General features: G+C 66.3%; 21 protein-coding genes. 14 read left to right on the plus strand and 7 right to left on the minus strand.

The annotated features are described in order from the left end of the window. Window positions 1–43: 43 nt before the first annotated feature. Together AC3FLX_RS11615 and AC3FLX_RS11620 are read right to left on the minus strand one after the other, a co-directional pair. Entirely contained in the window at window positions 44–688 is a 645-nt protein-coding gene (locus tag AC3FLX_RS11615) for an alpha/beta hydrolase (RefSeq protein WP_488696621.1), read from the minus strand. A 74-nt stretch (window positions 689–762) separates the two neighbouring features. Then, window positions 763–1,083: a (2Fe-2S) ferredoxin domain-containing protein gene (locus AC3FLX_RS11620; RefSeq protein ID WP_488696623.1), complete on the minus strand. Its 321-nt coding sequence runs from the start codon at window positions 1,081–1,083 to the stop codon at window positions 763–765. Between the two features lie 448 nt (window positions 1,084–1,531). Between AC3FLX_RS11620 and AC3FLX_RS11625 the strand changes: the two genes are divergently transcribed. The 3 genes from AC3FLX_RS11625 to AC3FLX_RS11635 all read left to right on the plus strand — a co-directional run bounded on the left by AC3FLX_RS11625 (window position 1,532) and on the right by AC3FLX_RS11635 (window position 6,315). Then, the gene (locus AC3FLX_RS11625; RefSeq protein ID WP_488696625.1) at window positions 1,532–2,821 is read left to right on the plus strand and encodes a dicarboxylate/amino acid:cation symporter; all 1,290 of its coding nucleotides are present in this window, start codon (window positions 1,532–1,534) and stop codon (window positions 2,819–2,821) included. Between the two features lie 130 nt (window positions 2,822–2,951). After that, window positions 2,952–4,970 (plus strand): sensor histidine kinase, encoded by a 2,019-nt coding sequence (locus AC3FLX_RS11630; protein ID WP_488696627.1) that lies wholly within the window; start codon window positions 2,952–2,954, stop codon window positions 4,968–4,970. Between the two features lie 22 nt (window positions 4,971–4,992). Then, the gene (locus tag AC3FLX_RS11635) at window positions 4,993–6,315 is read left to right on the plus strand and encodes a sigma-54-dependent transcriptional regulator (RefSeq protein WP_488696774.1); all 1,323 of its coding nucleotides are present in this window, start codon (window positions 4,993–4,995) and stop codon (window positions 6,313–6,315) included. Window positions 6,316–6,327: 12 nt separating this feature from the next. Here AC3FLX_RS11635 and AC3FLX_RS11640 read toward each other — a convergent pair whose 3' ends face one another. From AC3FLX_RS11640 to AC3FLX_RS11650, 3 genes are all read right to left on the minus strand, one after another. Beyond that, on the minus strand, window positions 6,328–8,436 hold the full coding sequence (locus AC3FLX_RS11640) for an ATP-dependent helicase (RefSeq protein WP_488696776.1): 2,109 nt from the start codon (window positions 8,434–8,436) through the stop codon (window positions 6,328–6,330). Window positions 8,437–8,589: 153 nt separating this feature from the next. After that, window positions 8,590–9,126 carry a TlpA disulfide reductase family protein gene (locus tag AC3FLX_RS11645; protein ID WP_488696628.1) on the minus strand — a complete coding sequence of 179 codons (537 nt, stop codon included), beginning with the start codon at window positions 9,124–9,126 and terminating at the stop codon, window positions 8,590–8,592. Window positions 9,127–9,246: 120 nt separating this feature from the next. Then, window positions 9,247–9,741 carry a thioredoxin fold domain-containing protein gene (locus AC3FLX_RS11650; RefSeq protein WP_488696630.1) on the minus strand — a complete coding sequence of 165 codons (495 nt, stop codon included), beginning with the start codon at window positions 9,739–9,741 and terminating at the stop codon, window positions 9,247–9,249. A gap of 116 nt (window positions 9,742–9,857) precedes the next feature. Here AC3FLX_RS11650 and AC3FLX_RS11655 point away from each other — a divergent pair, with 116 nt between their 5' ends. Together AC3FLX_RS11655 and AC3FLX_RS11660 are read left to right on the plus strand one after the other, a co-directional pair. After that, window positions 9,858–10,445, plus strand: coding sequence for a hypothetical protein (locus tag AC3FLX_RS11655; RefSeq protein WP_488696777.1), 588 nt, complete (start codon window positions 9,858–9,860; stop codon window positions 10,443–10,445). Window positions 10,446–10,473: 28 nt separating this feature from the next. Further along, a complete protein-coding gene (locus tag AC3FLX_RS11660; protein ID WP_488696632.1) occupies window positions 10,474–11,127 on the plus strand; it encodes a LysE family transporter in 654 nt (217 codons plus the stop codon). A gap of 280 nt (window positions 11,128–11,407) precedes the next feature. On the opposite strand, the gene AC3FLX_RS11665 is transcribed toward AC3FLX_RS11660, so the two are convergent. Then, window positions 11,408–12,946, minus strand: a complete 1,539-nt coding sequence (locus tag AC3FLX_RS11665; RefSeq protein WP_488696634.1) for a YifB family Mg chelatase-like AAA ATPase — start codon at window positions 12,944–12,946, stop codon at window positions 11,408–11,410. Window positions 12,947–13,028: 82 nt separating this feature from the next. Continuing rightward, the gene (locus tag AC3FLX_RS11670) at window positions 13,029–13,292 is read right to left on the minus strand and encodes an accessory factor UbiK family protein (protein WP_488696636.1); all 264 of its coding nucleotides are present in this window, start codon (window positions 13,290–13,292) and stop codon (window positions 13,029–13,031) included. A 527-nt stretch (window positions 13,293–13,819) separates the two neighbouring features. Between AC3FLX_RS11670 and AC3FLX_RS11675 the strand changes: the two genes are divergently transcribed. The 9 genes from AC3FLX_RS11675 (at window position 13,820) to AC3FLX_RS11715 (ending at window position 23,731) form a co-directional block, all read left to right on the plus strand. Then, window positions 13,820–14,626 (plus strand): TorF family putative porin, encoded by an 807-nt coding sequence (locus AC3FLX_RS11675; RefSeq protein WP_488696637.1) that lies wholly within the window; start codon window positions 13,820–13,822, stop codon window positions 14,624–14,626. Between the two features lie 68 nt (window positions 14,627–14,694). Then, window positions 14,695–15,033 carry a P-II family nitrogen regulator gene (locus AC3FLX_RS11680; protein WP_488696639.1) on the plus strand — a complete coding sequence of 113 codons (339 nt, stop codon included), beginning with the start codon at window positions 14,695–14,697 and terminating at the stop codon, window positions 15,031–15,033. A gap of 32 nt (window positions 15,034–15,065) precedes the next feature. Continuing rightward, entirely contained in the window at window positions 15,066–16,601 is a 1,536-nt protein-coding gene (locus AC3FLX_RS11685) for an ammonium transporter (protein WP_488696641.1), read from the plus strand. A 466-nt stretch (window positions 16,602–17,067) separates the two neighbouring features. After that, the gene (locus tag AC3FLX_RS11690) at window positions 17,068–18,696 is read left to right on the plus strand and encodes a hypothetical protein (protein ID WP_488696642.1); all 1,629 of its coding nucleotides are present in this window, start codon (window positions 17,068–17,070) and stop codon (window positions 18,694–18,696) included. 18 nt (window positions 18,697–18,714) lie between these two features. After that, window positions 18,715–19,095: an allophanate hydrolase-related protein gene (locus tag AC3FLX_RS11695; RefSeq protein WP_488696643.1), complete on the plus strand. Its 381-nt coding sequence runs from the start codon at window positions 18,715–18,717 to the stop codon at window positions 19,093–19,095. 43 nt (window positions 19,096–19,138) lie between these two features. Continuing rightward, complete coding sequence (locus AC3FLX_RS11700; RefSeq protein ID WP_488696644.1) at window positions 19,139–19,804, plus strand: cysteine hydrolase family protein; 666 nt, start codon at window positions 19,139–19,141, stop codon at window positions 19,802–19,804. 14 nt (window positions 19,805–19,818) lie between these two features. Then, a complete protein-coding gene (locus tag AC3FLX_RS11705; protein WP_488696645.1) occupies window positions 19,819–20,745 on the plus strand; it encodes an oxamate carbamoyltransferase subunit AllH family protein in 927 nt (308 codons plus the stop codon). Then, the gene (gene fdrA / locus AC3FLX_RS11710; RefSeq protein ID WP_488696647.1) at window positions 20,742–22,322 is read left to right on the plus strand and encodes an acyl-CoA synthetase FdrA; all 1,581 of its coding nucleotides are present in this window, start codon (window positions 20,742–20,744) and stop codon (window positions 22,320–22,322) included. Before AC3FLX_RS11705 ends, fdrA begins: the two co-directional genes overlap by 4 nt. Next, on the plus strand, window positions 22,319–23,731 hold the full coding sequence (locus AC3FLX_RS11715) for a YlbE family protein (RefSeq protein WP_488696649.1): 1,413 nt from the start codon (window positions 22,319–22,321) through the stop codon (window positions 23,729–23,731). The genes fdrA and AC3FLX_RS11715 overlap by 4 nt, the downstream gene beginning before the upstream one ends. Window positions 23,732–23,736 lie beyond the last annotated feature (5 nt).

Consider the following 23,736-nt stretch of genomic DNA (forward strand, 5'->3'; position numbering starts at 1 on the left):
ATGCGGTTATCCAACAAGAAAAGATTGGCGCGGACGGGACGGTTCACCGTTCCCACGCGTTGACGACAAGCTGCTTGATCAGGTGCAGCTTGCGGTGAAAAAAGTGATCGGCGCCCGGAATGACGATGACCGGCAGCTCCTGCGGGCGCGCCCAGTCCAGCACGCTCGCCAGCGGCACGGTGTCATCCTGCTCGCCATGAATCACGATGGTGTCCGCTGGTACGGTGGCTACCTCCCAGCGGCTCGTGGCCGTGCCCACCAGCACCAGCCGCTTGGCGGGCGTGCCCGCTTCGGCCAGGCGGCGCGCCACATGCGTCTGCACGAAACTGCCGAAAGAGAAACCGCCCAGTGCCAGCGGCAGCGAGGCCACGTCCGGCGACCACGCGGTCTGGGTGCGCATCCAGTCGATCACGGCCAGCAGGTCGTCCTGTTCGCCGATGCCCTGGTCATGCTCGCCCGCCGTGCCACCCACGCCGCGAAAATTCGGCCGCACCGTGGCATAGCCCAGCGCCACGAACGTGCGCGCCAGCGTCTGCGCCACCTTGTTGTCCTTGGTGCCGGCAAACAGCGGATGGGGGTGCGCCACCAGCGCCAGGCCGCGAACCGGCTCGTTCTGCGGCAGATCGATCGAGATGTCGATGGCGCCGACGGGGCCGGCGATGGTGGTGACCTGGGTATGCGCGTTCATGGTGGAAATGGCAGGAGACAACGGCACAACAAAAAACCGGGCGTCAACCCGGTACGGCTTGGCGGGTACCTCGATCAGCGATCCACCATCAGGCGCTCCACGGGCTTGCCGTGAATCAGATGGCTGTCGATGATCTCGTCGATGTCCTGCGCGTCGACGAAGGTGTACCAGACGGCCTCGGGGTAGACCACGAGCACGGGCCCGAGTTCACAACGGTTCAGGCAGCCGGCCTTGTTGATGCGCACGCGGCCTTCCGCGCCCGCGATGCCCAGCTCCTTGCAGCGCTTCTTGGCATATTCCTGCATCGCCTTGGCGTTGTGGTCGGCACAGCAGGCCTTGCCGTCGTCGCGCTGGTTCAGGCAGAAGAAGACGTGGTGTTTGTAGTAGCTGCTCATGACGGCGAACGGAACTGCGCGGCCTCGCCGCGGTAACGCGGGCACAGGCGCGGCATGAATCTAGGAAGCTCGGAATTATACGTGGTCGCGCCCCCCGTTCCGTGTGGCAGCGGTGCCCGGAAATCCGGAAAGACGGCCGCTCTATCCCGCGCCGGCGGCCTGTCCGTCCATCAAAACACCGTCGCGGATGCTTCCGGACACACTTTTCCGCCACCAATCGGCATCGCCGGCGTCCGGATTCCCGGAGTGGCGAATTCCGGAATTCCGGAATCCCGGAGCACCTCGGCCCGAAAATTCCTCTGTCTTCCTTGTAAATCAATGACTTGGCCGCGCCGGGGCGCGTGGCACGGCTGTTGCAAATAGTTACTTCCAGACGCGCTCGATCGTAGGCGCGCAACGTGGGCGCCGCCGAGCGCCCGGTACCGGTCAAAACACCGAGGAAGACATCATGAGGAAACCCTTCTACAAGATCCTGTACGTGCAGGTCCTGTTCGCGATTGCCGTAGGCATTCTGCTCGGCCATTTTGCGCCCGATACCGGCGTGGAAATGAAGCCGCTGGGCGACGCGTTCATCAAGCTGATCAAAATGATCATCGGCCCGATCATCTTCTGTACCGTGGTGTCCGGCATCGCCGGCATGCGCGACATGAAGAAGGTGGGTCGCGTGGGCGGCAAGGCACTGCTCTACTTCGAGATCGTGTCGACGTTCGCGCTGCTGATCGGCCTGATCGCTTCGCACGTGCTCAAGCCTGGCGTGGGCTTCAACATCGATCCCGCCACGCTGGACACCAAGACGATCTCGCAATACGTGTCGAAGGCGCATGGCCAGAGCACGGTCGAGTTCTTCATGCACATCATTCCGGACACGATCTTCAGCGCGTTCGCCAATGGCGACATCCTGCAGATCCTGCTGGTCTCGTTGTTCTTCGGCTCGGCACTGGCCGTGGTGGGTGAGCGCGCGCGCATCATCCACGACATGGTGGATCAGGTCTCCAAGGTGTTCTTCCACATCGTGCATGTGATCACCAAGGTGGCTCCGATCGGCGCGTTCGGCGCGATGGCGTTCACGATCGGCAAGTACGGTCTGGGCTCGCTGATCCCGCTGCTGAAGCTGATCGGCACGTTCTACTTCACCGCCATCGTGTTCGTGCTGGTGGTGCTGGGCACCGTGGCGCGCCTGACCGGCTTCTCGATCGTCCGCTTCGTCGCGTACATCAAGGAAGAGCTGCTGATCGTGCTGGGTACCAGCTCGTCGGAAGCCGCGCTGCCGCACCTGATGGAGAAGATGGAAAAGCTGGGCTGCTCGAAGTCGGTGGTCGGCCTGGTCGTGCCCACCGGTTACTCGTTCAACCTGGACGGCACCAACATCTACATGACGATGGCCGTGATCTTCATCGCCCAGGCCACCAATATCGAGCTGACGCTGATGCAGCAGCTGACCATCCTGGCGGTGGCGATGGTGACGTCCAAGGGTGCCAGCGGTGTGACGGGCTCCGGCTTCATCACGCTGGCCGCCACGCTGGCCGTGGTGCCGACCATCCCGGTGGCCGGCATGGTGCTGATCCTCGGCATCGACCGCTTCATGAGCGAATGCCGCGCGCTGACCAACATCATCGGCAATGGCGTGGCCACCGTGGTGGTGTCGGCATGGGAACGCGAGCTTGACCGCGCCCGCCTGAACCGCGTGCTGCGTGGTGGCGACGATGACAACGTCGAACTCGCCGACGCCAGCGTCTGATGTGACCCGGCCTGTGTCCGGCGCGCCTGCAACGGGCGCCGCCGGCACAGGCTTGCATCCCCCTGCTGGCGACCCTGACTCCGGGGTCGGTCAGCGGGTATCATCGGCGCGACAGCTCCCGCGCGCGCCGATGCCCCATTCCGACGACTTCCTTGCCGTGCACGATTCCCCCGCGCCTGACTCCGTGCATGCGCCGGAGAACAGTTCGCGCTGGTGGGGCTTTGCCGTCGCGCTGCTGGCCGGATTGCTGGCGCTGTGCGTGCTGACCTGGCTGCTTTCGGTGCAGCGTGGCATCGCTGCGTTGCAGCAGTCCACCGCCATGCGTGCCGACCGCTATGCGGGCACGCTCGAATCCACGCTCGACCGTTACGAATTCCTGCCGGCGCTGGTGTCGCTGCATCCGTCGGTGCGCGCACTGCTGGCATCGCCACAAGACCCGGCGCGCATTGCCGCGGTCAACGACTACCTGGTGGAGGTCAACAGCCGCGCCCGCGCATCGGCCACCTATGTGATCGCCGCCAACGGACTGGCGCTGGCCGCCAGCAACCACGGGGAACCGGGCAGTTTTGTCGGCACCGACTATCGCTTCCGCCCGTACTTCCAGATGGCCTCGCGTGGCGAGGTGGGCCGTTTTTACGCGATTGGCGTCACCAGCGACGAGCCCGGCTACTACATCGCCCAGCCGATCGAGGCCGGTGGCAAGGTGATCGGCGTGACGGTCGTGAAGCTGAACCTCGAATGGTTCCAGCGTGCCGGTTCGGGCCGCGGGGAGCCATTGATGGTGTCGGACGACCACGGCGTGATCTTCCTGTCGTCGGTGCCGGGCTGGCAGTACCGCACGCTGCGGCAGCTACCGCCCGAGCTGCAGGCCGAGATGCATCGCACGCGGCAGTATCACGACGTCGATGTGACCCCGCTGCCGATGCAGCCGCTGACGTCCCCGGTCATGCGCTGGCTGGCCCACAACACGCTCAGCGATAACCAGCGGCTGGTGCGGGTGGGACCCACTGACAGGAAGCCGGGCGACAATGCGCCCGACGGGATCGACGGCGCGGGGTTGCGCCTCGGCATCGCGGACCTGTCCGATATCGGCGGCGACCGCTACCTGGCAATCAATCGTGCCGTGGGGCCCGCCGGCTGGAATATGCAGGTGATGGCGCCGCTCGATCCGGTGCTGGCCAACGCACGGAGCGCCACCATCGGCGCCGCGCTGGCCTATGCGTGCATCTGTCTGCTGCTGGTGAACCTGCGCCAGCGTCGCCAGCGCGCGCGCGACATGCTCTACAGCCGGCGCCTGCTGGAAGCGGCGTACGACGAGCTTGAGCGCCGTGTCGAGGCCCGCACGGCCGACCTCATGGCGATCAACGAGCAGCTTGAGGGCGAGGTGGCCGAACGCACGCGCGCCGAAAGCGAGCTGCGCGCAACGCAGGACGAACTGGTGCAGGCCAGCAAGCTGGCCGCGCTGGGCCAGATGGCGGCCGGCATCACGCACGAGCTGAACCAGCCGCTGGCCGCGTTGCGTACGTTCTCGGACAACACGCGGGTGCTGCTGGAGCGAGGGCAGCTCGATGCGGCGACGGGCAACCTGTCCGCAATCGCCGACCTGACCGAGCGCATGGGCAAGATCACGGGACAGTTGAAGCTGTTCGCCGGCAAGGCGCGTCAGCGGCGCAACGCGGTGCGCGTGCGCGCGGCAATCGACCATGTACTGCAATTGATCGCGCCGCGTCTGGGACACGTGATGCTGCGCGTGCGCGGCCTGGACGGCGCGGCCGCGGACCTGGCCGTCTGGGCCGACGAACTGAAACTGGAGCAGGTGCTGCTGAACCTGGTGGGCAATGCACTCGATGCCATCGCCGCCGAAGGGCAGGCCGATGGCAGTGTGGAGATCGCCATCGGCGCCACCGAGGAGCAGGTCCGCATCGCAGTGCGCGACAATGGCACCGGCATTGCGCCGGAGGCGCTGCCGCACCTGTTCGAGCCGTTCTACACAACCAAGGAGATCGGGCAGGGCCTGGGCCTTGGTCTGGCCATCTCGTCGTCGATCGTGCGCGAATTCGGCGGGCAACTGGTGGCCGGCAATGCGGATGGCGGCGGCGCGGAATTCGTGGTGACGCTGCGGCGGGCACGCCAGCCCGTGGCGGCGTGATGAGGATAGGGAAATGATTGCGATGCAAGACGGACTGCGCGTGCTGTTTGTCGAGGACGAACCGCTGGTGCGCCAGGCCACGGTGCAGAGTCTGGAACTGGCAGGGTTTGCGGTGCTGGCGCTGCCGTCGGCGGAGGCGGCGATGCCGCACCTGACCGCGGACTTTCCGGGCGTGCTGGTGACCGATGTGCGCCTGGGTGGCGCCAGCGGGCTGGACCTTCTGCACCATTGCCGCAATACGGCGCCGGGCTTGCCGGTGATCCTGGTCACCGGCCACGGCGATATCACGATGGCCGTGCAGGCGATGCGTGAAGGCGCCTACGATTTCATCGAGAAACCATTCGGTGCGGATCGCCTGACCGATACGGTGCGACGCGCGCTCGAACGCCGCGCGCTGGAACTGGAAAACGTGGCGTTGCGCCGCGAGCTGGCCGGGCCTGCCGCCGGCACGCGCATCATCGGCCGGTCGCCGGCGATGGCGCAGGTGCGCGACCTGATCGCCAACGTCGCGGAAACCGACGTGCCCGTGATGATCAACGGTGAAACCGGCACGGGCAAGGAATTGGTGGCGCGCAGCCTGCACGCGCTGTCGACGCGCCGCGACGCGCCGTTCATTGCGCTGAACTGCGGTGCGGTGCCCGAGGCGATTTTCGAAAGCGAGATGTTCGGCCACGAGGCCGGTGCATTCACGGGCGCCGGCAAGCGCCGCATCGGCAAGCTGGAGCATGCATCGGGCGGCTCGCTGTTCCTGGACGAGATCGAGAGCATGCCGCTGGCGCTTCAGGTGAAGCTGCTGCGCGTGTTGCAGGAAGGCACGCTGGAACGGCTGGGGTCGAATGCCTCGCTGCCGATCGATGTGCGGATCATCGCTGCCGCCAAGGGCGACATGGAGGGATTGGTGGCGCAGGGCACGTTCCGCCAGGATTTGCTGTACCGGCTCAACGTGGTGACCATTCCGCTGCCGCCGTTGCGCGAGCGGCGCGAGGACATCGTGCCGCTGTTCGAACACTTCATGCTGGTGGCCGCCGTGCGCTATCAGCGCCCCGCGCCGATCCTGTCGGAAATGCAGCGTCAGCAACTGATGCAGCGCCCGTGGCCCGGCAATGTGCGCGAGCTGCGCAATGCGGCGGATCGCCTGGTGCTGGGCGTGCCGGAAGGCGGCCATGCCGGCAAGGCCGAAGGCGCGGACGAATCGATTCCGCTGCGCGAGCGCATGGAGCGCTACGAACGGGCCGTCATCGCCGATGCGCTGGCGCGCACCGGGGGCGCCGTCAGCCAGACCGCCGACCTGCTGCAGGTGGGCAAGGCCACGCTGTACGACAAAATCAAGCGCTACGGTCTGTAACCGCGCGGCCGCCTACTTCCACATATTGCGCATGCGCGCGGCGAGGTCGACCTGCGGCAGCGCCGGCTTGGCCTGCTCGTCACCCGGCATGGGCGGGGGCGGCCAGGACCGGCTGTAGAAGTTCGGCATCACGCGGTTCGGCAGAAAGCGCGTACGCGACGCGTAGACATGGCGGTCGCCGAAGCCCACCTGGTTGTGCACGTAGAACCGCTGCGGAACGATGACGTCCAGGTGATCGCGCGCACGGGTCATCGCCACGTACAGCAGCCGGCGCTCCTCTTCGATTTCCTCGGTGGTGCCCGTCGCCAGGTCCGACGGCATGCAGCCATCCACGGCATTGAGCACGTACACGGCCTTCCATTCCTGACCCTTGGCGGAATGGATCGTGGACAGGATCAGGTAGTCTTCATCGCGTGACGGCACGCCCGATTCATCGCTCGACGCGCTCGGCGGATCGAGCGTGAGTTCGGTCAGGAAGCGCTCGCGCGAGGCATAGGTCGCGGCGATGCGCTCGATCTGCTGCAGGTCGGCCTGCCGCGCGGCCGCATCGTCGTGCATGCGTTCCAGGTGCGGCTGATACCAGGCAATGACCTGCTCGAATTCGGACGGCCACGGCGATGTGGGCGCCATCAGCGTGCGGGCCAGCGTGAGCAGGTCATCCCAGGCAGGCGCGGCGGCGGGCGGGGCTTCGAACGCTTCGAGTGCCAGCAGCGGTTCGGTGGCGGCTTCGAGCCCTTCCAGCACGCGAGCGGCGGTTTTTGGCCCGACACCCGGCAGCAACTGCAGCGTTCGGAAACCGGCCATGCGGTCGCGCGGATTTTCGAGCCAGCGCACCACGGCCATCACATCCTTGACGTGCGTCGATTCCAGAAACTTCAGGCCGCCGAATTTCACGAACGGGATATTGCGCCGCGCCAGTTCGATTTCGACCTGAGCGCTGTGGTCGGCAGCGCGAAACAGCACGGCCTGGTGCATCAGTGCCAGGCCGGATTCGCGCCGCGCCAGTATCTGCTCGACCACGAAGCGCGCCTGGTCGGCTTCATCGTTGACCACGACCACGCCAGGCTTTTCCGCCGATTCGCGCAACGACCAGAGGTCTTTGGTGAAGCGCTCGGCGGCCAGGCCAATCACCGCATTGGCGGCCTGCAGAATCGGCTGCGTGGAACGGTAGTTCTGCGACAGCGTGACCTGTTCCGCCGATGGGGTGAACCGCGAAGGAAAGTCGAGGATGTTGCGCACCGTGGCGCCACGGAATGCGTAGATCGATTGCGCGTCATCGCCCACCACGGTCAGACCACGACCGCTGGGTTTCAGCGCCAGCAGGATCGACGCCTGCAGTGCGTTGGTGTCCTGGTATTCGTCGACGAGCACGTGGTCGAAGCGCGCGCCCATGTCCTGCGCCAGCGCGGGTTCGCTCATGGCCTGCGCCCAGTAGAGCAGCAGGTCGTCGTAGTCCAGCACCTGCTGTTTCTGCTTGGCATCGACATAGGCGGCGAACAGTGTCTTGAGCGCATCGGCCCACATCGCGTAGCGTGGAAACTGGGTCTTCAGCACCACCTCGATCGGTAGCTGCGTGTTGACCACGCGCGAGTAGATGGCCAGGCAGGTTTCCTTGCGCGGAAAACGCGAGGTCTGTTCGGACATGCCCAGATCGTGGCGTACCACGTGCATCAGGTCCGCCGAATCGCCACGGTCGCTGATCGTGAAGGTGGGCGCCAGGCCCAGCGTTTCGGCATATTCGCGCAGCAGTCGCGCGCCGATGGCGTGGAACGTGCCGGACCACTGCAGCGCCGCGCGTCCGGCACCGCTGTTCGTACCCAGTGCCTGGTCGACGATGCGCTCGACGCGGCGGCCCATTTCCGCCGCGGCGCGGCGCGAGAACGTCAGCAGCAGGATGCGGCGCGGATCGGCGCCGCCCACCACCAGATGGGCGACGCGGTGCGCCAGCGTATTGGTCTTGCCGGAACCCGCGCCCGCGATGATCAGCAGCGGTGCCTGGCCCGCATATTCCACCGCCGCGCGTTGCTCCGGATTCAGCTTCGACAGGTACGCGGGCGCCTCCGCAACGTCGGCGCGCAGGTCGGTATGGGGAGCAGCTTCGGGGACGAGATCCGGTAACACGGCGGGAAAAGGTCTGAGCAGGATGAGAAAAATCTGACCGCCCACTGTATATCCATACAGCTTCGGCTGGCAAGCTGGCCGCGCTCGATACGTGACCGGGCAACAAAAAAGGTGCCGCTTGGGCACCTTTTGCGTTGGCTTTACGTCAGCCGTTCATGCGGCGCTGGCCAGCGCCGAGTCCAGCAGCTTGTGCAGCGCATCCCACTCGGGCTCGCCCACGTAACGCTTCAGGATCTTGCCGTTCTTGTCGACCACGAACGTGGTGGGCGTGAGCTGGACATCGCCAAATGCCTTGGCAGCGGTGCCGTCGGAGTCCATCGCCACCTTGAAGGGCAGTTCGCGCGTCTGAGCGTAGTTGGCCACGTACATCGGCGGGTCGTAGTTCATGGCGACGGCCACGAAGTCCAGGCCCTTGTCCTTGTACTGCTTGTACGTATTGATCATCTGCGGCATTTCCTTGACGCAGGTGACGCAGCTGGTGGCCCAGAAATTGACCAGGTACACCTTGCCCTTGAGATCGCCCGTGGTGACCTTTTCGCCGGACAGCAGTGTGAACGTGGCGGCCGGGACGCTGTTGGACGGGGCCATCGCCCGGTAGCCAAAGAAGCCGAGCAGCGCGACGATCACGACCGCGACGGCGATCGGCCAGCGCTTGCGCGAGGAATTGGCGGGAGTAGCGGTGTTGGACATGGGGTAGCGGAGCCAGAAAGCCATCGGCGGACAGCGGCTATTCTACTGCCGCGCGCGCCAGCCGGCAGCGTTGCCGGTTGGCCGCCTTGATTCTGCGGCAATTCGTCGCGGCTGCGGCGCTTACCGCACAGCGTCGGACCTCGCGGCAACCTTGGCGCGGGCCTCGTCGATGGCCTGCTCCAGATAGGCGCCGTAAAAGTCGGCCTGCATGCCGCGCAACGGGCTGGCCAGGTTGCGGCCCTGGCGGTCCAGGAACAGCACGGTGGGCGCCACGGAGATATTCCGGGCGCGCGCCCACTGCTTGGCCGTGATGACCGTGCCGTCGACGTCGCGGATCGGTGTATCGGCCGTCATGTCGATCTCGCGGGCCGCGATTTCACCGGCCGCCACCTGGGGGCCGAGGTAATTGCGGCGTACCGTGTCGCAATACGTGCAGTCGGGCAGGCTGACCAGCACCACCAGTGGTTCGCCGTGTTTCGCGGCGGCCGCCGATTGGGCGCCGATATCGGTCACGGGAGGCAAGTGCGCGCCCGCGGCAATGGCACCGGCGCTGGCCAGCAACGCCAACATGGCGAGCGTGGACGTCATGAAGCGGGGCAGGGGGCGGACAGACATGGGTACCTCACAGACAGGCGCCGCCCGGCGACGGCGAAATGCGCAACATGCGCGATGCGCGGGCAGGCGGCTTCCCGGATAATACCGGCTTGCGCACGACTGCGCCGACCATTCCGATGCCCCCGACAACGATCCGCTCCCGCCATTTCCTGCTGCCGCTGCTTGCCGTGCTCTGGCTCGCGCTTGCTGGCTGCTCGCCGCGCTACGACTGGCGCACCATCGTCTCCAGCGATGGCAAGTACGCTGCGCTCTATCCGGCCAAGCCGACCAATGCCGCACGTGACGTATCGATTGCCGGGCGCAAGCTGCCGATGGTCATGGAGGCGGCGAATATCGATGGCACGCTGTTCGCGGTCGGTGTGATCACGCTGCCGAGCGACGATGCGCAGTTGCGCCGCGAGGCACTGGACGCCATGCAGGCGGGGCTGATCGCCAATCTTGGCGCGCACCCCGACGCACCGGCCAGGGCGCGCCCGGTCACGGTGAAGTCCGCGGCCCAGCCGCCCGTGCCGCTCGATGGCGTGGAGGTGTCGGTGGCCGGCGTGTCGCCGCAGGACAAGGCACCCCGCCGGCTGACCGCGCGACTGGTGGCTTCGGGGGCAAGGGTCTACCAGGCCGTGGTGCTGGAAGCCGGCGACGCCGCGCGCGATACGCGCCAGGCCGAGCAGGTCGAACAGTTCCTGACCGGCTTTCATCCGTTTTGAGTTTGATTTTTCGACAAGGAGTGCAGTGATGCGTTGGGAAGTGTGGCTGGCATATTTCGCCGCGTGCTGGGTGATCGCCGTATCGCCGGGGTCGGGGGCGGTGCTGTCGATGAGCCACGGCTTGTCGTATGGCCTGAAGAAGACATCGACCACGATCCTCGGTTTGCAGACCGGGCTGGTCGTCATCCTGCTGGTGGCCGGTGGCGGTCTGGGCGCGCTATTGCTGGCGTCCGAGCAGGCGTTTCTGGTGGTGAAGACCGTCGGCGCGATGTATCTGATCTACCTGGGCGTCCAGCAATGGCGCGCCAGGGTGGAGTCCGCCCCGCAGGACGCGACTGACGGCCCGGCCGGCGCGGTGCGCGTGGCGGTGATGAGCCGGCGCCGGCGCTTTGCCACGGGTCTGCTGACCAACGTCACCAACCCCAAGGGCATCATCTTCATGGTGGCCGTGCTGCCGCAGTTCATCGATCCCGGCCATCCGCTTGCCACCCAGCTGGCCATCCTGGCCGCCACGATGTGCTTTGTGGACCTGATCGTGATGCATGGCTACGCGCTGCTGGCGTCGCGCATGCAGGGCCTGTTCCGCAATGCGCGCGCCGTGCGCTGGCAGAACCGGTTCTTCGGCGGTGTGCTGGTGGCAGTGGGTACCGCGCTGTTCTTTGTGCGCCGCCATCACGCCTGAAGTCTCGCGGCGGCTGGCATAGTGCGGCAGCGTTTGCTTCAATGGGGAGTGACCAGGAATTCATGGAGACCCAGATGCGCGATGTCGGCCTGAATGCCCACCGGGAACCCCCGCCCGGCGAACCGCCTCCACCCGGCTTTCCACCGGACCAGCCTCCGATCGAGGAGCCGCCACCGCCGCCCGTGGAACCTCCGGTGTGACATTGGGGGGATGAGGATGGCCCGCGCTAGCGGGCCATTTTGCTTTCGGACGTCACGGTCTTCCCGCGCTCCACATTGCCTTATCCCGTCCGCAACACCCGCCGGTACTGAATGGCCTCCGCCACGTGCCGGGCGTCGAGCACTTCCGCGCCGCCGAGATCGGCGATCGTCCGCGCCACCTTCAGCACGCGAAAGTACGCGCGCGCCGACCAGCCCAGTTTTTCCATCGCGCCACGCAGCAGCGCCTGCGCGTCGTTATCGAGCGGGCAGTGTCGGTCGATCTCCCGGCCGGACAATTCGCAGTTCGGCACGCCCTGGCGCGCGAGCTGGCGGCCCCTTGCCGCAGCGGCCCGCTCCCGGACGGCGTGGCTCGGTTCACCTGGCGGGCCGTCCAGTACCTCGTGCTGGCCCTGCGCGGGTACTTCGATCTGCAGGTCCACGCGGTCCAGCAGGGGACCCGAAATACGCGACTGGTAGCGCTGCACCTGGTCGGGCGTGCAGCGGCACATGCGCGTGGGATGCCCGAGATAGCCACACGGGCAGGGGTTCATCGCGGCGATGAACTGGAAGCGCGCCGGAAAGTCGACCTGCGCGGCGGCGCGTGAAATGGTGATGTGACCGGTTTCCAGCGGCTCGCGCAGGACTTCGAGGACGCGCCGCTCAAATTCGGGCAATTCGTCCAGAAACAGTACGCCGTGATGGGCCAGCGAGATTTCTCCGGGCCGTGGGTTGCCGCCCCCGCCCACCATCGCTGGTCCGCTCGCCGTGTGGTGCGGGCTGCGGAACGGCCGCCGTCCCCATTGCGACGACTGGAAGCCGCCCGGCATCAGGCTCAGGACCGCGGCGGCCTCCAGCGCCTCGGCTTCGGTCATGGGCGGCAGCAGGCCCGGAAAGCGCTGCGCGAGCATCGACTTGCCCGTTCCGGGCGGACCAACCAGCAGCACCGAATGTTGTCCGGCGGCGGCAACCTCCATCGCGCGCCGGGCCTGTAGCTGCCCGCGCACGTCGCGCAGGTCCGGGCCATCGCCGGCGTCGGTCCCGCGCGCTGGTGGCCGGGCGCGCCGCAGCGTCTGCTCCGGCAGAAGCCCGACGTGGTGGCAGACCTCGCGCAGCGTGCCGCCGGCATAGACGGGCAGGTCGTCGACCAGTGCCGCTTCCGGGCCGTTGTCCGTGGCCACCACAAAGGCGCGCGGGGGCTGTTCCGTGGCCTGGCGCGCGCGGTTGTCGCGCGCCAGGCCCATCGCCATCGCCAGCGCGCCGCGCACTGGCCGGAGATCGCCGGCCAGCGACAGTTCCCCGGCGAATTCGAAAGCGTCAAGGCCGGTGCCCGGCAACTGGCCGCTCGCCGCCAGGATGCCCAGTGCGATGGCCAGGTCAAAGCGCATCGGTTCCTTCGGAAGATCGGCAGGGGCAAGGTTGACCGTGATGCGGCGGTTCGGGAACTCGAAGTCGCTGTTGAGCAGTGCGGCGCGCACGCGCTCCCGGCTTTCGCGGACTTCGGTATCGGCCAGCCCGACGATGTTGAACGCCGGCAAGCCATTCGCCAGGTGGATTTCGACAGAGACGGGCGGTGCGTCGATGCCGCTCAGGGCACGGCTGCGCAGGACGGCAAGGCTCATACGTTTGCGAAAGTGTTAAAGAAAAAGGCCACCGGAGTCCGGTGGCCTTTCTGGCAGTGCGGGTGGGCGCCAGGCGCCTGGGTCATACCCCGCCGGAGGGCGGTGCGCCGATGCCGGCGCGGGCTTCCAGGGCGGCCACGCGGGCCTCGAGTTCTTCCAGGCGTGCGCGGGTGCGTGCCAGCACCTGCGATTGCACGTCGAATTCCTCGCGCGTAACCAGATCCAGGCGCGCAAAGCCCTGGGTCATCATGCTGCGCACGTTTTTCTCGATGTCTTTGGCCGGCGAGTTACGCAGCGCCTCACTGACCTTCTGCTGGAGGTCGTTGAAGAGATCGGTCGGTTTCATGGTGAAGCTCCTGTTGTGACCAATTTGGATCATTCGGGTCCGGGCCGCATCGCGCGCACGGCATGTCGTGACGAGTCCGCCTGGCATGCACCGCAATGGGGCGCTTCGCTGCGGCGTGTCGCACACGTGGTTGCCCCGTCCATGCACCTGACTGGGGCGCGCCGAAGCCGGCGTCCTGCAGGCCGGCCGGCCTCCTCTCTCATACGCCAAGCACGCAGCACTTGACCCTTCATGACGCGGATTATGGCGCTTCGGCGCCCGCCATGAAAGGTTTGGCAAGGCCTGGACACATCTTTTAACGGATTCCTGGCGCGCGGGAGCCCATCCCGGCGTCGTTGCGCCAAGTGGCGCAGTCATCGCTCAGGGCCGCAGTCTACCGCCTGCCGGCCATGCGCCGCCACGGGGCGGCATAGCTGGCACGGCAGTTGCAGTACCGGTTGCCAGGAGCGTCAAGACCCTAGAGCAATAACGAAGCTGCAGATCCCTCAAAACGAGCCCGCAAGATTTCAGGAAAAGGAGAGAACCAGATGAAGACGTCGAGCCTCGCAGTCAGCGCCGCTGCGGTACTGCTCAGCCTGGCAGCCCCGGTTGCGTTCGCGCAGACCGCCCCGGACGCCGCCGCGCCAGCAGCCGCCGCACCCGCCGCCGAGCCGGCATCGCCCCACACGTTTTCGGCCAACGTGTCGCTGGTGTCTGACTACCGCTATCGCGGCATCAGCCAGACCAACCTGCGCCCGGCCATTCAGGGCGGGTTCGACTATTCGCATGAAAGCGGTTTCTACGTCGGCAACTGGAACTCAAGCATCAGCTGGCTCGAAGACGCCGATTCGTCGGTCTCCGCACCGGTCGAGATGGACTTCTACGGCGGCTACAAGAACAAGTTCGCGGTAGGCGGCGAGGAATTCAACTACGACGTGGGCGTGCTCCAGTACTACTACCCGGGCGGCTACACGACCACGCGTCCGTACACGACCGAACTCTATGCCGGCATCGGCTGGGGTCCGGTGTTCCTGAAGTACTCGCACGCGGTCACGAACCTGTTCGGCATCGATGACAGCAAGAACAGCTACTACGTCGACCTGAGCGCGAACGTGCCGCTGAATTTCTGGGACCTGACGCTGAATGCGCACGTCGGCTACCAGGGTGTGACGCATCACAGCGATGCGTCGTACACGGACTGGAAGATCGGCCTGACGAAGGATCTCGGCAAGGGCTTCGCGCTGTCGGTGGCCTATGTCGACACCAACGCCAAGGAGTCGTTCTACACCAGTGCCAACCGTGGCCGCTACCTCGGCAAGGCCGCTGCGTGGGCATCGATTACCAAGACTTTCTGATTCCAACAACAGCACACATCCGAAGCCGGGCGGCCTGACCCATCGGGCTGCCCCAAGGAGAACCCCCAATGAAACTCATCATTGCAGTCATCAAACCGTTCAAGCTCGACGAGGTGCGCGAAGCGCTCTCCGACGTCGGCGTGTCCGGTATCACCGTGACCGAGGTCAAGGGCTTCGGCCGCCAGAAAGGTCATACGGAGCTCTATCGCGGCGCCGAATACATCGTCGACTTCCTGCCCAAGGTGAAGATCGAAGTGGCGGTGCCGGACGACGTGGTGGAGCGCGCCGTCGAGGCCATCGAAAAGTCGGCCCGCACCGGCAAGATCGGCGACGGCAAGATCTTCATCGCGCCAGTCGAACAGGTCATCCGCATCCGCACCGGCGAGACCGGCGCCGATGCGCTGTGACACCAGAACTACGAGAGACAGAGGTTAGACACATGAAAACCTGGTTCAAGCGATTCCTGACGGCCGGCGCAATGACGCTGGCGCTCGGCACGGCCGGTCTCGGCCTGTCCACCCATGCCGTGGCGCAGGACAAGCCCGCCCCCGAGGCCTCGGCCCCGGCAGCGGCCACCGCTCCCGCGGCTGCACCGGCTGCTGCTGCCGCGGCCCCGGCCGCTGCAGCGCCGGCCGAAGCGGCTCCTGCCGCCGCACCGGCTCCGGTTCCCAACAAGGGCGACACGGCCTGGCTGCTGGTGGCTACCGCGCTCGTGATTCTGATGACGCTGCCTGGCCTGGCGTTGTTCTACGGCGGCCTGGTCCGTTCGAAGAACATGCTGTCGGTGCTGATGCAGTGCCTGGTGATCTTCTCCCTGATTGCGATCCTGTGGGCCATCTACGGCTACAGCTTCGCGTTCACGGAAGGCAACGCGTTCTTCGGCGGCACCGACCGGCTGTTCATGAAGGGCCTGAACGTCGACGCCGTGGCGGCCACCTTCAGTAAGGGCGTGGTCATTCCGGAACTGGTGTTCTTCGCCTTCCAGTGCGCGTTCGCCTGCATCACCTGCGGCCTGATCATCGGTGCCTTCGCGGAGCGCGCCAAGTTCTCGGCTGTACTGGTGTTCGTGGTGCTCTGGTTCACGTTCGCCTACATCCCGATGGCGCACATGGTCTGGTTCTGGCCGGGTCCGGACGCCTACACCGACGCCGCAGCGGCAGCCGCGGCCACGGCCAAGTCGGGCTGGCTGTTCCAGAAGGGCGCGCTCGATTACGCGGGCGGTACCGTGGTGCACATCAACGCCGCAGTGGCGGGCCTGGTGGGTGCCTTCATGTTCGGCAAGCGCATCGGCTTCGGCCGCGAAGCGATCCGTCCGCACAGCCTGACGTTCACGATGGTGGGTGCCTCGCTGCTGTGGTTCGGCTGGTTCGGCTTCAATGCCGGCTCGGGCCTGGAAGCCAACGGCGGTGCCGCGCTGGCCTTCGTCAACACGCTGCTGGCGACCTGCGCCGCCGTGCTGTCGTGGACCTTCGGTGAATGGATTGGCAAGGGCAAGCCGTCGATGCTGGGCGGTGCTTCGGGTGCCGTCGCTGGCCTGGTGGCGATCACCCCGGCCGCTGGTTTTGTCGGCCCGATGGGCTCGATCGTGATGGGCCTGGTAGCTGGCCTGCTGTGCCTGTGGGGTGTATCCGGCCTGAAGCGCATGCTAGGCATGGATGACTCGCTGGACGTGTTCGGCGTGCACGGCGTGGGCGGTATCGTCGGCGCGCTGCTGACCGGCGTGTTCGCGGCACCGAGCCTGGGCGGCGTGGGCATCTACGACTACGTTGCCAACAAGGTGGCTGACGACTATTCGATCGCCGGCCAGCTCTGGATCCAGTTCGAAGGTGTACTGACCACGGTGGTGTGGTCGGGTGTGGTGTCCCTGGTGGCCTACAAACTGGTGGATATGCTGATTGGCCTGCGCGTGCCGGAAGAGGAAGAGCGCGAAGGTCTGGATATCACTTCGCACGGCGAAACGGCCTATGAAGTCTGATATCCACAACAGAGTTGTGCTGGAGAGCTGATTGGGAATCTTCTCTCAGGAGTTTTGCCCCGGCCTTGCGCCGGGGCTTTTTTATTTTGCGCGCCCGTATCGCGCGCGTATCGCGCGGATGCCGCTCTACCGGCTTCAATCTCCCCAGGGCTGAAACGCCTGCACGCATTCTGGAACGATCCGCCGCCGCCATCGCAGCAAGCGCCCAGACCTTTGATTTGAGGCATCGCGGCGGGGTGCGGCCGCCACTACCATCGTTGCAGTTTTTTCGCCGCGCCGTGCCACTGCATCAAGCATCCGGATTGCCAGATTCTGCAATGACACGGACGACCGCCGTTCCTGATTTTCTGAACTAGATTTTGTAGGTCGCACTACACAAGACAAAACGAACGATTGCCTTCCGGCAGCCGGCACGACACAGCGTCTTCCCCAATTTCACAAATTCTGATGCAGAAGGAGAGTCATCGTGAGCCAGACTACTTCAGGGGTGCCGCCGCTGGCCGCCAGCGAGCGTCCGCGACTATGGGTGACGGGGGACCTTAACGCGTTCTTCGGCCTGTTCACCAACGTGTTGCTGAACGTGCTGGTGCTGTCAGGGCTGGCGCTGTACGTCGTGCAGATGCCGAATGAAACCGTCTACGGCCGGATCCTGCCGGCGCTGGGCATCGCGCTGCCGCTGGGCAACCTGTTCTACGCGTACCTGGCCTGGCAGCTCGCCAGGAAGGAAGGGCGCGACACCGTGACGGCCATGCCGTACGGCCCCAGCGTGCCACACATGTTCATCGTGGTCTTCGTGGTCATGCTGCCCACTTACCTGACCACGCACGATCCGATTCTGGCCTGGAAGCTCGGGCTGGTGTGGGCGTTGATCGTGGGCATCATCGTGCTGCTGGGCGCGTTCGTCGGACCCACCATCCGCAAGTACACGCCGCGCGCGGCCATGCTGGGTACGCTGGCCGGCATTTCCATCGCGTTCATTTCGATGCGCCCGGCCTACCAGATGTTCGAGGGCGCGTGGATCGGGCTGATCTGCTTCGTGATCATCCTGATGTCCTGGATCGGTAACGTGCGCCTGCCGTTCAATGTGCCGGGCGGGCTGGCGGTAGTGCTGGTCGGCTCGGGCATGGCGTGGATCGCCACCGCGCTCGGCTGGAGCGACCTGATGCAGCCAAGTGCCGTGGGCGAGGCCATCCAGCATTTCTCTCTGCACCTGCCGATCGTGACCGGCGATGTGCTGTCGATTCCGTTCGAGCAGGTGTGGCCGCTGCTGGTCACGGCCATCCCGCTGGGGATCTACAACTTCACGGAAGGCATCAACAACGTCGAGTCGGCCAGTGCAGGCGGTGACAACTACAACCTGCGCGCCGTCCTGATGGCCGATGGGGCCGGCGCTATTGTCGGCGCGTTCCTGGGCTCGCCGTTCCCGCCGGCCGTCTATATCGGGCATCCGGGCTGGAAGGCAATGGGCGGACGCATCGGCTATTCGCTGGTCACTGGCGTGGGCGTCGGCATTCTTTGCTTCCTCGGTCTGACCGCGCTGCTGCTTTCGGTGATCCCGCTGGTTTCCATCGTGCCGATCCTGCTGTTCATCGGGCTGGTGATCGGCGCGCAGGCTTTCCAGGCGTCGCCGAAGCGCCACGCGCCTGCCATCGTGCTGGCGCTGGTACCGAATATCGCCGAGTGGGCCAAGACGCAGGTCGATGGCGCGCTGGGTGCGGGCGGCATCAATATCGGGGCGATACCGGACAAGGTCTTCGCCGACCTGGCCAATGCCGGGGTGCTCTATCAAGGCATGGAGCTGGCCGGCGGCGGCGCGGTGCTGGCCGGTCTGATGATCGGCGCCATCGCGGTGTTCGTGATCGACCGGCGCTTCAACTGGGCGGCGGTCTACGCCGGCGCGGCCACACTGCTTTCATTCTTCGGCTTTATCCACGGGGCGCATCTGGCCGTCAATGCATCGCCCGGCGTCTCATTTGGCTACGGGCTGGCCACGTTGACCTTCATCTGGATGGCATGGCAGCAGAAGCGATCCGGCGAAGGCATCAGCTGGGCCCCGTCCAATGACGACGAAGAATCCGATACCCCTCACGTCTGACCACGGAGCAGACCCATCATGGCGAAGACCCTGTTTGTAAACGGCACACTCATGCGCGGCCTGGCCCTGCACGGCAACCTCGCGGGTGCCGAATTCCTTGGCGAATTTCGCACCAAGCCGATCTATCGCATCCATTCGATCAACGACGTGCATCCCGGCATGTACCGGGTGGATACCGGCGGCGTGTCGGTGGTGGGCGAGATGTACCGCATGAGCGACGAGACCTGGGCCCGCGTGGAAGCGGGCGAGCCGCCGCACCTGTATTGCGGTCCGGTGGAGCTGGAGGACGGCAGCGTGGTGGACGGCATTCTCTACCCGCAGGCGCAGATCACCGCCGCGCACACCGACATTTCGGCATTCGGCGACTGGCGTGCCTATATGGCGTCGCGGCGCGCATGACGAACCACAGCGACCTTATCCGTTCAGTCCTGGAGAAGCAGTGATGACAAAGACAATCAAGGCGGAACCGTACGACCTTTCCTTCGACCCGGCAACCACCGCGCTGGTCATCATCGACATGCAGCGCGATTTCCTGGAGCCCGGCGGCTTTGGTGCAATGCTGGGCAACGACGTGTCGCTGCTGCGCGGAGCCATCGCGCCATGCAAGGCGCTGCTGGAGACCGCGCGCGCCAAGGGGCTGCTGGTGATCCACACCCGCGAAGGGCACAACCCGGACATGACCGATTGCCCGCCCACCAAGCGGGCGCGCGGCCGGCTGGACACCGGTATCGGCGACATGGGCCCGATGGGACGCATCCTGGTGCGTGGGCAGGCCGGACACGACATCATCCCCGAACTCCAGCCCATTCCAGGCGAGCCGGTGATCGACAAGCCGGGCAAGGGCGCCTTCCATGCCACCGACCTGGAGGCCAGACTGCGCAATTGCGGCATCCAGACGCTGATCGTTTGCGGCGTGACCACCGAGGTGTGCGTCAACACCACGGTGCGCGAGGCCAACGACAGGGGTTTCGAATGCGTCGTAGTGGCGGATGCCACCGGTTCCTACTTTCCTGAGTTCCAGCGCATCGGCCTGGAAATGATCAAGGCGCAGGGCGGCATCTTTGGTTGGGTGGCGTCGTCGACGGCCGTGATCGCGGCCCTAGGCTGACGAGCGGCATCGCCATGCGCACACTATCGATCGGCGCCGACCTGCGCCTGCCCGACGGGCAGGTCATGCACGCGCTGGTGCAGGCCCGCTTCGACCGGGCGATTCACCTGACGCTGGACGACGGACGGCTGCTGACGCTGCTGCAGGGCGATTCGCCGCGCGGCATGCGGGTCATCAATGTGGACCGGATGGACTGGCCGGCCCTGCATCGGTGCCTGGATGCCGGCAGTCACGCCACGCTGTCCGGGACGCAACTGACCCACGCACGCTTCGTTCTGCCGCTGGATGGCGCGAGCCTCTGGCGGTCGCCGGAGCTGACTGGCGACGAGCCGTCCGCCGAGGCAGTGCAAGCGTGCCGCGCCTGGCTGCATCGTCGGCAAGGCGTCGCGGAGGCGGGCATGCCTGTATCCGCGTGGCGATTCTGGCGTGCCGCGCTGGCTGCGTTTATCCGCGTCGTCGATGCCTTGCCATCGCATGTTGGGGCGGATGGCGCGGACAAGGTCGACGCGGCAGTCGGCCAGGCGCTGGGACTGGGTCCAGGCCTGACCCCAAGTGCCGACGACATGATCGCTGGCCTGCTGATCGGGCTGCGCATGAATCCGGTCATGACACGACACACGGCCCGGCTTGCCACCAGCGTGCGGCGCCATTGGCACGCCACGTCGGCCGCCAGCCGCGACGCGCTGGATCAGGCCATGCTGGGCTGGACCACCTCACGCATGGCGGACGTCTGCATGGCGCTGACGTGCGCGGCCGAGGCGGACGGTCTGGAACACGCGCTGGCCGCGCAATCCACCATCGGCCAATACTCGGGCATGGACACACTGATCGGCTTTTGCGCGGGCCTGGAGGCTGGTCTGGCAGACCGCTCCGGTGCCACGCAATTTCAAGCCGGCCTGCAGGGGCGCCACACGGCGCCGTATGAAAGGATTTCTGTATGACATCCACCGCTTCCCGCTTTTTCCCGAATCTCTACCGAGATTCCGTAGCGTTGATGCAGCTCTCCGCACGCCTTGGCAAGTTGCCCGGCGTGGCGGAAGCGTCGGCGCAGATGGCCACCCGGGCCAATCTCGAATTGATGGCCGGCGCCGGTCTGCTCGATGCGATGCCGGAGCCGCGCCCCAACGACATTCTGTTAGTGGTGCGCGGTGAAGCCGACGCGCTGGAGGGTGCGCTGGACCATGCCGCCGCGTTGCTCGACGAGAAGGCTTCAGGCGAGTCCCAGGACACGCAAGCCGAACCGCTGCGCAGTGTGCAGATGGCCTTCGAGGCCGGCGGCGGCAAGGCCAATCTCGTGCTGATTTCCACGCCGGGCGATTACGCGGCGGCCGAGGCCATGAAGGCGCTGCGGCTGGGCATGAACACGATGCTGTTTTCGGACAACGTCAGCGTGGCGTCGGAAATCGCCCTCAAGCGATATGCGCAATCGCGCAACCTGCTGGTGATGGGGCCCGATTGCGGCACGGCCATCATCGATGGGTTGCCACTGGCGTTTGCCAATGTCGTTGCGCGTGGCGACATCGGCGTGATCGCGGCATCGGGCACTGGCCTGCAGCAGGTGACCTGCCTGATCGACCAGTACGGATGCGGAATCACGCATGCGATTGGCACGGGCGGGCACGATCTTTCCGAGGCCGTGGGCGGCATCACGATGCTGACGGCGCTGGCGCAGCTGGCGGAAGATCCAGCCACGCGGGTCATCGTGCTGGTTTCCAAGCCGCCGGCGGCCTCCGTGGCCGACAAGATCCTGACGGCCGCGCGCGGCACTGGCAAGCCCGTGGTGATCTGCTTCCTGGGTGCCGATCCGGCGGGGGTGCGGGCCGCGGGGCTGGTGCCGGCCATCACCCTGGAGGATGCGGCACGGCAGGCGGTGGCGCTATCGCGTGGCGTGCCGGCACAAGGCATACACGCGGCTGCCGATCTGGCGGAGCGTGCCGGCGCGCTGGCACGGCGCCTCAAGCCGGAGCAGACACAACTGCGCGGCCTCTATAGCGGCGGCACGTTCTGCTATGAGGCGTTGCTGCTGTTGCAGGACATCCTGCCCGGCCTGCAGTCGAACACGCCCACCGGCAAGGTGGTGCGCGTCGCGGACCTTTGGCATAGCCAGGGCAACACGATCCTCGACCTCGGCGACGACGATTTCACGCGCGGGCGGCCGCATCCGATGATCGATCCGGGCCTGCGCAACGAGCGCATCGTGACCGAAGCGTCCGACCCGCGGGTCGGCATCGTCCTGCTCGACTTCGTGCTTGGCTACGGTGCCCACGAGGACCCGGCCGGGCAGGTGGTGCCATCGATTCAAGCGGCGCGCGAGGCCGCGGCCCGTGCAGGCAGAGACGTGCTCTTCATCGGGCATGTCTGCGGCACGCGCGGCGACCCGCAGCAACTAGACGCCCAGCGCGCGACGCTGGTGGGCGCGGGAGTGGAACTGGCGGAAAGCAATGCGCAGGCCGTCGCCTTGTGTCGCGCGGTGCTGGAAGCCACCGTGGGCACGCAGCAGACTGGAGCCGGAGTATGACCTCACTGATCACGCAGAAACCCGTTGTCATCAATGTCGGCCTGGCGGCGTTTGCCGACAACCTGCGCCAGTGCGGCGGCGAGGCACAGTCGCTGCAATGGCAACCACCCGCCGAGGGCGATGTCGACGCGGGCTGGGCCCTGGCGCGGCTGCTCGCCGATCCGCGCATCGAAGAGGCCAACCGGACGGCCTACGCGCGATACCTGGCCGCCCAGCCGGTGCTGACCGGGGTTTCGACCGCCGCACAGGCGATCCCGGGGATGGATGGCAAGCGCATCCTGCATTCCGGCCCGCCGATCGAATGGGCGCGCATGTGCGGACCTCAGCAGGGCGCGGTGCTGGGCGCCATCCTGTTCGAAGGCTGGGCCGAATCGCTGGAGCAGGCGCGCGCGCTGGTGGAAAGCGGCGAGGTGCGCCTGGCGCCGTGCCATCACCACGGCGCGGTCGGGCCGATGGCCGGGGTCATCAGTCCGTCGATGCCGGTCCTGGTGGTACGCAATCCGGCGCGCGGCAACGAGGCCTACTGCAACCTGAACGAAGGGCTGGGCAAGGTGCTGCGCTTCGGGGCCAATGGTGAGGAAGTCATCCAGCGGCTGCGCTGGATGGCCGACACGATGGGGCCGACGCTGGCGGGCATCCTGGAAGAGATCGGCGAGCTGGAACTGAAGCCGCTGATGGCGCAGGCGCTGCACATGGGCGACGAGGTCCACAACCGCAATGCGGCGGCCAGCGGCTTGCTGTTCCGCAAGCTGACGGTGGCGGCGCTGGGCTCGTCCCGGCTCGATGCCCGCAAGGTGGCCGAGACGCTCGCCTTCATCGCCGGCAATGACCACTTCTTCCTGAACCTGTCGATGGCGGCGTGCAAGGCGATGCTCGACGCCGCCCACGGCGTGCCGCATTCCACCCTGGTGACCGTGATGGCGCGCAATGGTGTGGACTTCGGCATCCGGCTGTCAGGTCTCGACCAGTGGTTCACCGCCCCGGCGGCGGTGATCGACGGTCTGTTCTTCCCCGGCTTTGGCCCGGCGGATGCGGCGCGCGACCTGGGCGACAGCGCCATTACCGAGACCGCCGGCGTGGGCGGGTTTGCGATGGCGGCCTCGCCGGCCATCGTCCAGTTCATCGGCGGCACCCCGCGCGACGCCCTGGCCAACACGCGCCGCATGCTGCATATCACGCTGGGGCAGAACAGTGCGTTCACGCTGCCGGCGCTCGATTTCACGGGCACGCCGGCGGGTATCGACGCCCGGCGCGTGCTGGACACCGGCATCCAGCCCGTGATCAACACGGGTATCGCACACAAGGATGCCGGGGTGGGCCAGATCGGCGCGGGTATTACCCACGCGCCGCTGGCGTGCTTTACGCAGGCCATCCAGGCCTTGGCCGCGACATTGCCTGACACACAGTAAGGGGG

The organism is Cupriavidus sp. 291-E7 (assembly GCF_057798835.1).

Coding starts and splice junctions, on each gene's coding strand:
- AC3FLX_RS11615 (WP_488696621.1), bottom strand. CDS start 688: ATGAACGCGCATACCCAGGTCACCACCATCGCCGGCCCCGTCGGCGCC.
- AC3FLX_RS11620 (WP_488696623.1), bottom strand. CDS start 1,083: ATGAGCAGCTACTACAAACACCACGTCTTCTTCTGCCTGAACCAGCGC.
- AC3FLX_RS11625 (WP_488696625.1), top strand. CDS start 1,532: ATGAGGAAACCCTTCTACAAGATCCTGTACGTGCAGGTCCTGTTCGCG.
- AC3FLX_RS11630 (WP_488696627.1), top strand. CDS start 2,952: ATGCCCCATTCCGACGACTTCCTTGCCGTGCACGATTCCCCCGCGCCT.
- AC3FLX_RS11635 (WP_488696774.1), top strand. CDS start 4,993: ATGCAAGACGGACTGCGCGTGCTGTTTGTCGAGGACGAACCGCTGGTG.
- AC3FLX_RS11645 (WP_488696628.1), bottom strand. CDS start 9,126: ATGTCCAACACCGCTACTCCCGCCAATTCCTCGCGCAAGCGCTGGCCG.
- AC3FLX_RS11650 (WP_488696630.1), bottom strand. CDS start 9,741: ATGTCTGTCCGCCCCCTGCCCCGCTTCATGACGTCCACGCTCGCCATG.
- AC3FLX_RS11655 (WP_488696777.1), top strand. CDS start 9,858: ATGCCCCCGACAACGATCCGCTCCCGCCATTTCCTGCTGCCGCTGCTT.
- AC3FLX_RS11660 (WP_488696632.1), top strand. CDS start 10,474: ATGCGTTGGGAAGTGTGGCTGGCATATTTCGCCGCGTGCTGGGTGATC.
- AC3FLX_RS11665 (WP_488696634.1), bottom strand. CDS start 12,946: ATGAGCCTTGCCGTCCTGCGCAGCCGTGCCCTGAGCGGCATCGACGCA.
- AC3FLX_RS11670 (WP_488696636.1), bottom strand. CDS start 13,292: ATGAAACCGACCGATCTCTTCAACGACCTCCAGCAGAAGGTCAGTGAG.
- AC3FLX_RS11675 (WP_488696637.1), top strand. CDS start 13,820: ATGAAGACGTCGAGCCTCGCAGTCAGCGCCGCTGCGGTACTGCTCAGC.
- AC3FLX_RS11680 (WP_488696639.1), top strand. CDS start 14,695: ATGAAACTCATCATTGCAGTCATCAAACCGTTCAAGCTCGACGAGGTG.
- AC3FLX_RS11685 (WP_488696641.1), top strand. CDS start 15,066: ATGAAAACCTGGTTCAAGCGATTCCTGACGGCCGGCGCAATGACGCTG.
- AC3FLX_RS11695 (WP_488696643.1), top strand. CDS start 18,715: ATGGCGAAGACCCTGTTTGTAAACGGCACACTCATGCGCGGCCTGGCC.
- AC3FLX_RS11700 (WP_488696644.1), top strand. CDS start 19,139: ATGACAAAGACAATCAAGGCGGAACCGTACGACCTTTCCTTCGACCCG.
- AC3FLX_RS11705 (WP_488696645.1), top strand. CDS start 19,819: ATGCGCACACTATCGATCGGCGCCGACCTGCGCCTGCCCGACGGGCAG.
- fdrA (WP_488696647.1), top strand. CDS start 20,742: ATGACATCCACCGCTTCCCGCTTTTTCCCGAATCTCTACCGAGATTCC.
- AC3FLX_RS11715 (WP_488696649.1), top strand. CDS start 22,319: ATGACCTCACTGATCACGCAGAAACCCGTTGTCATCAATGTCGGCCTG.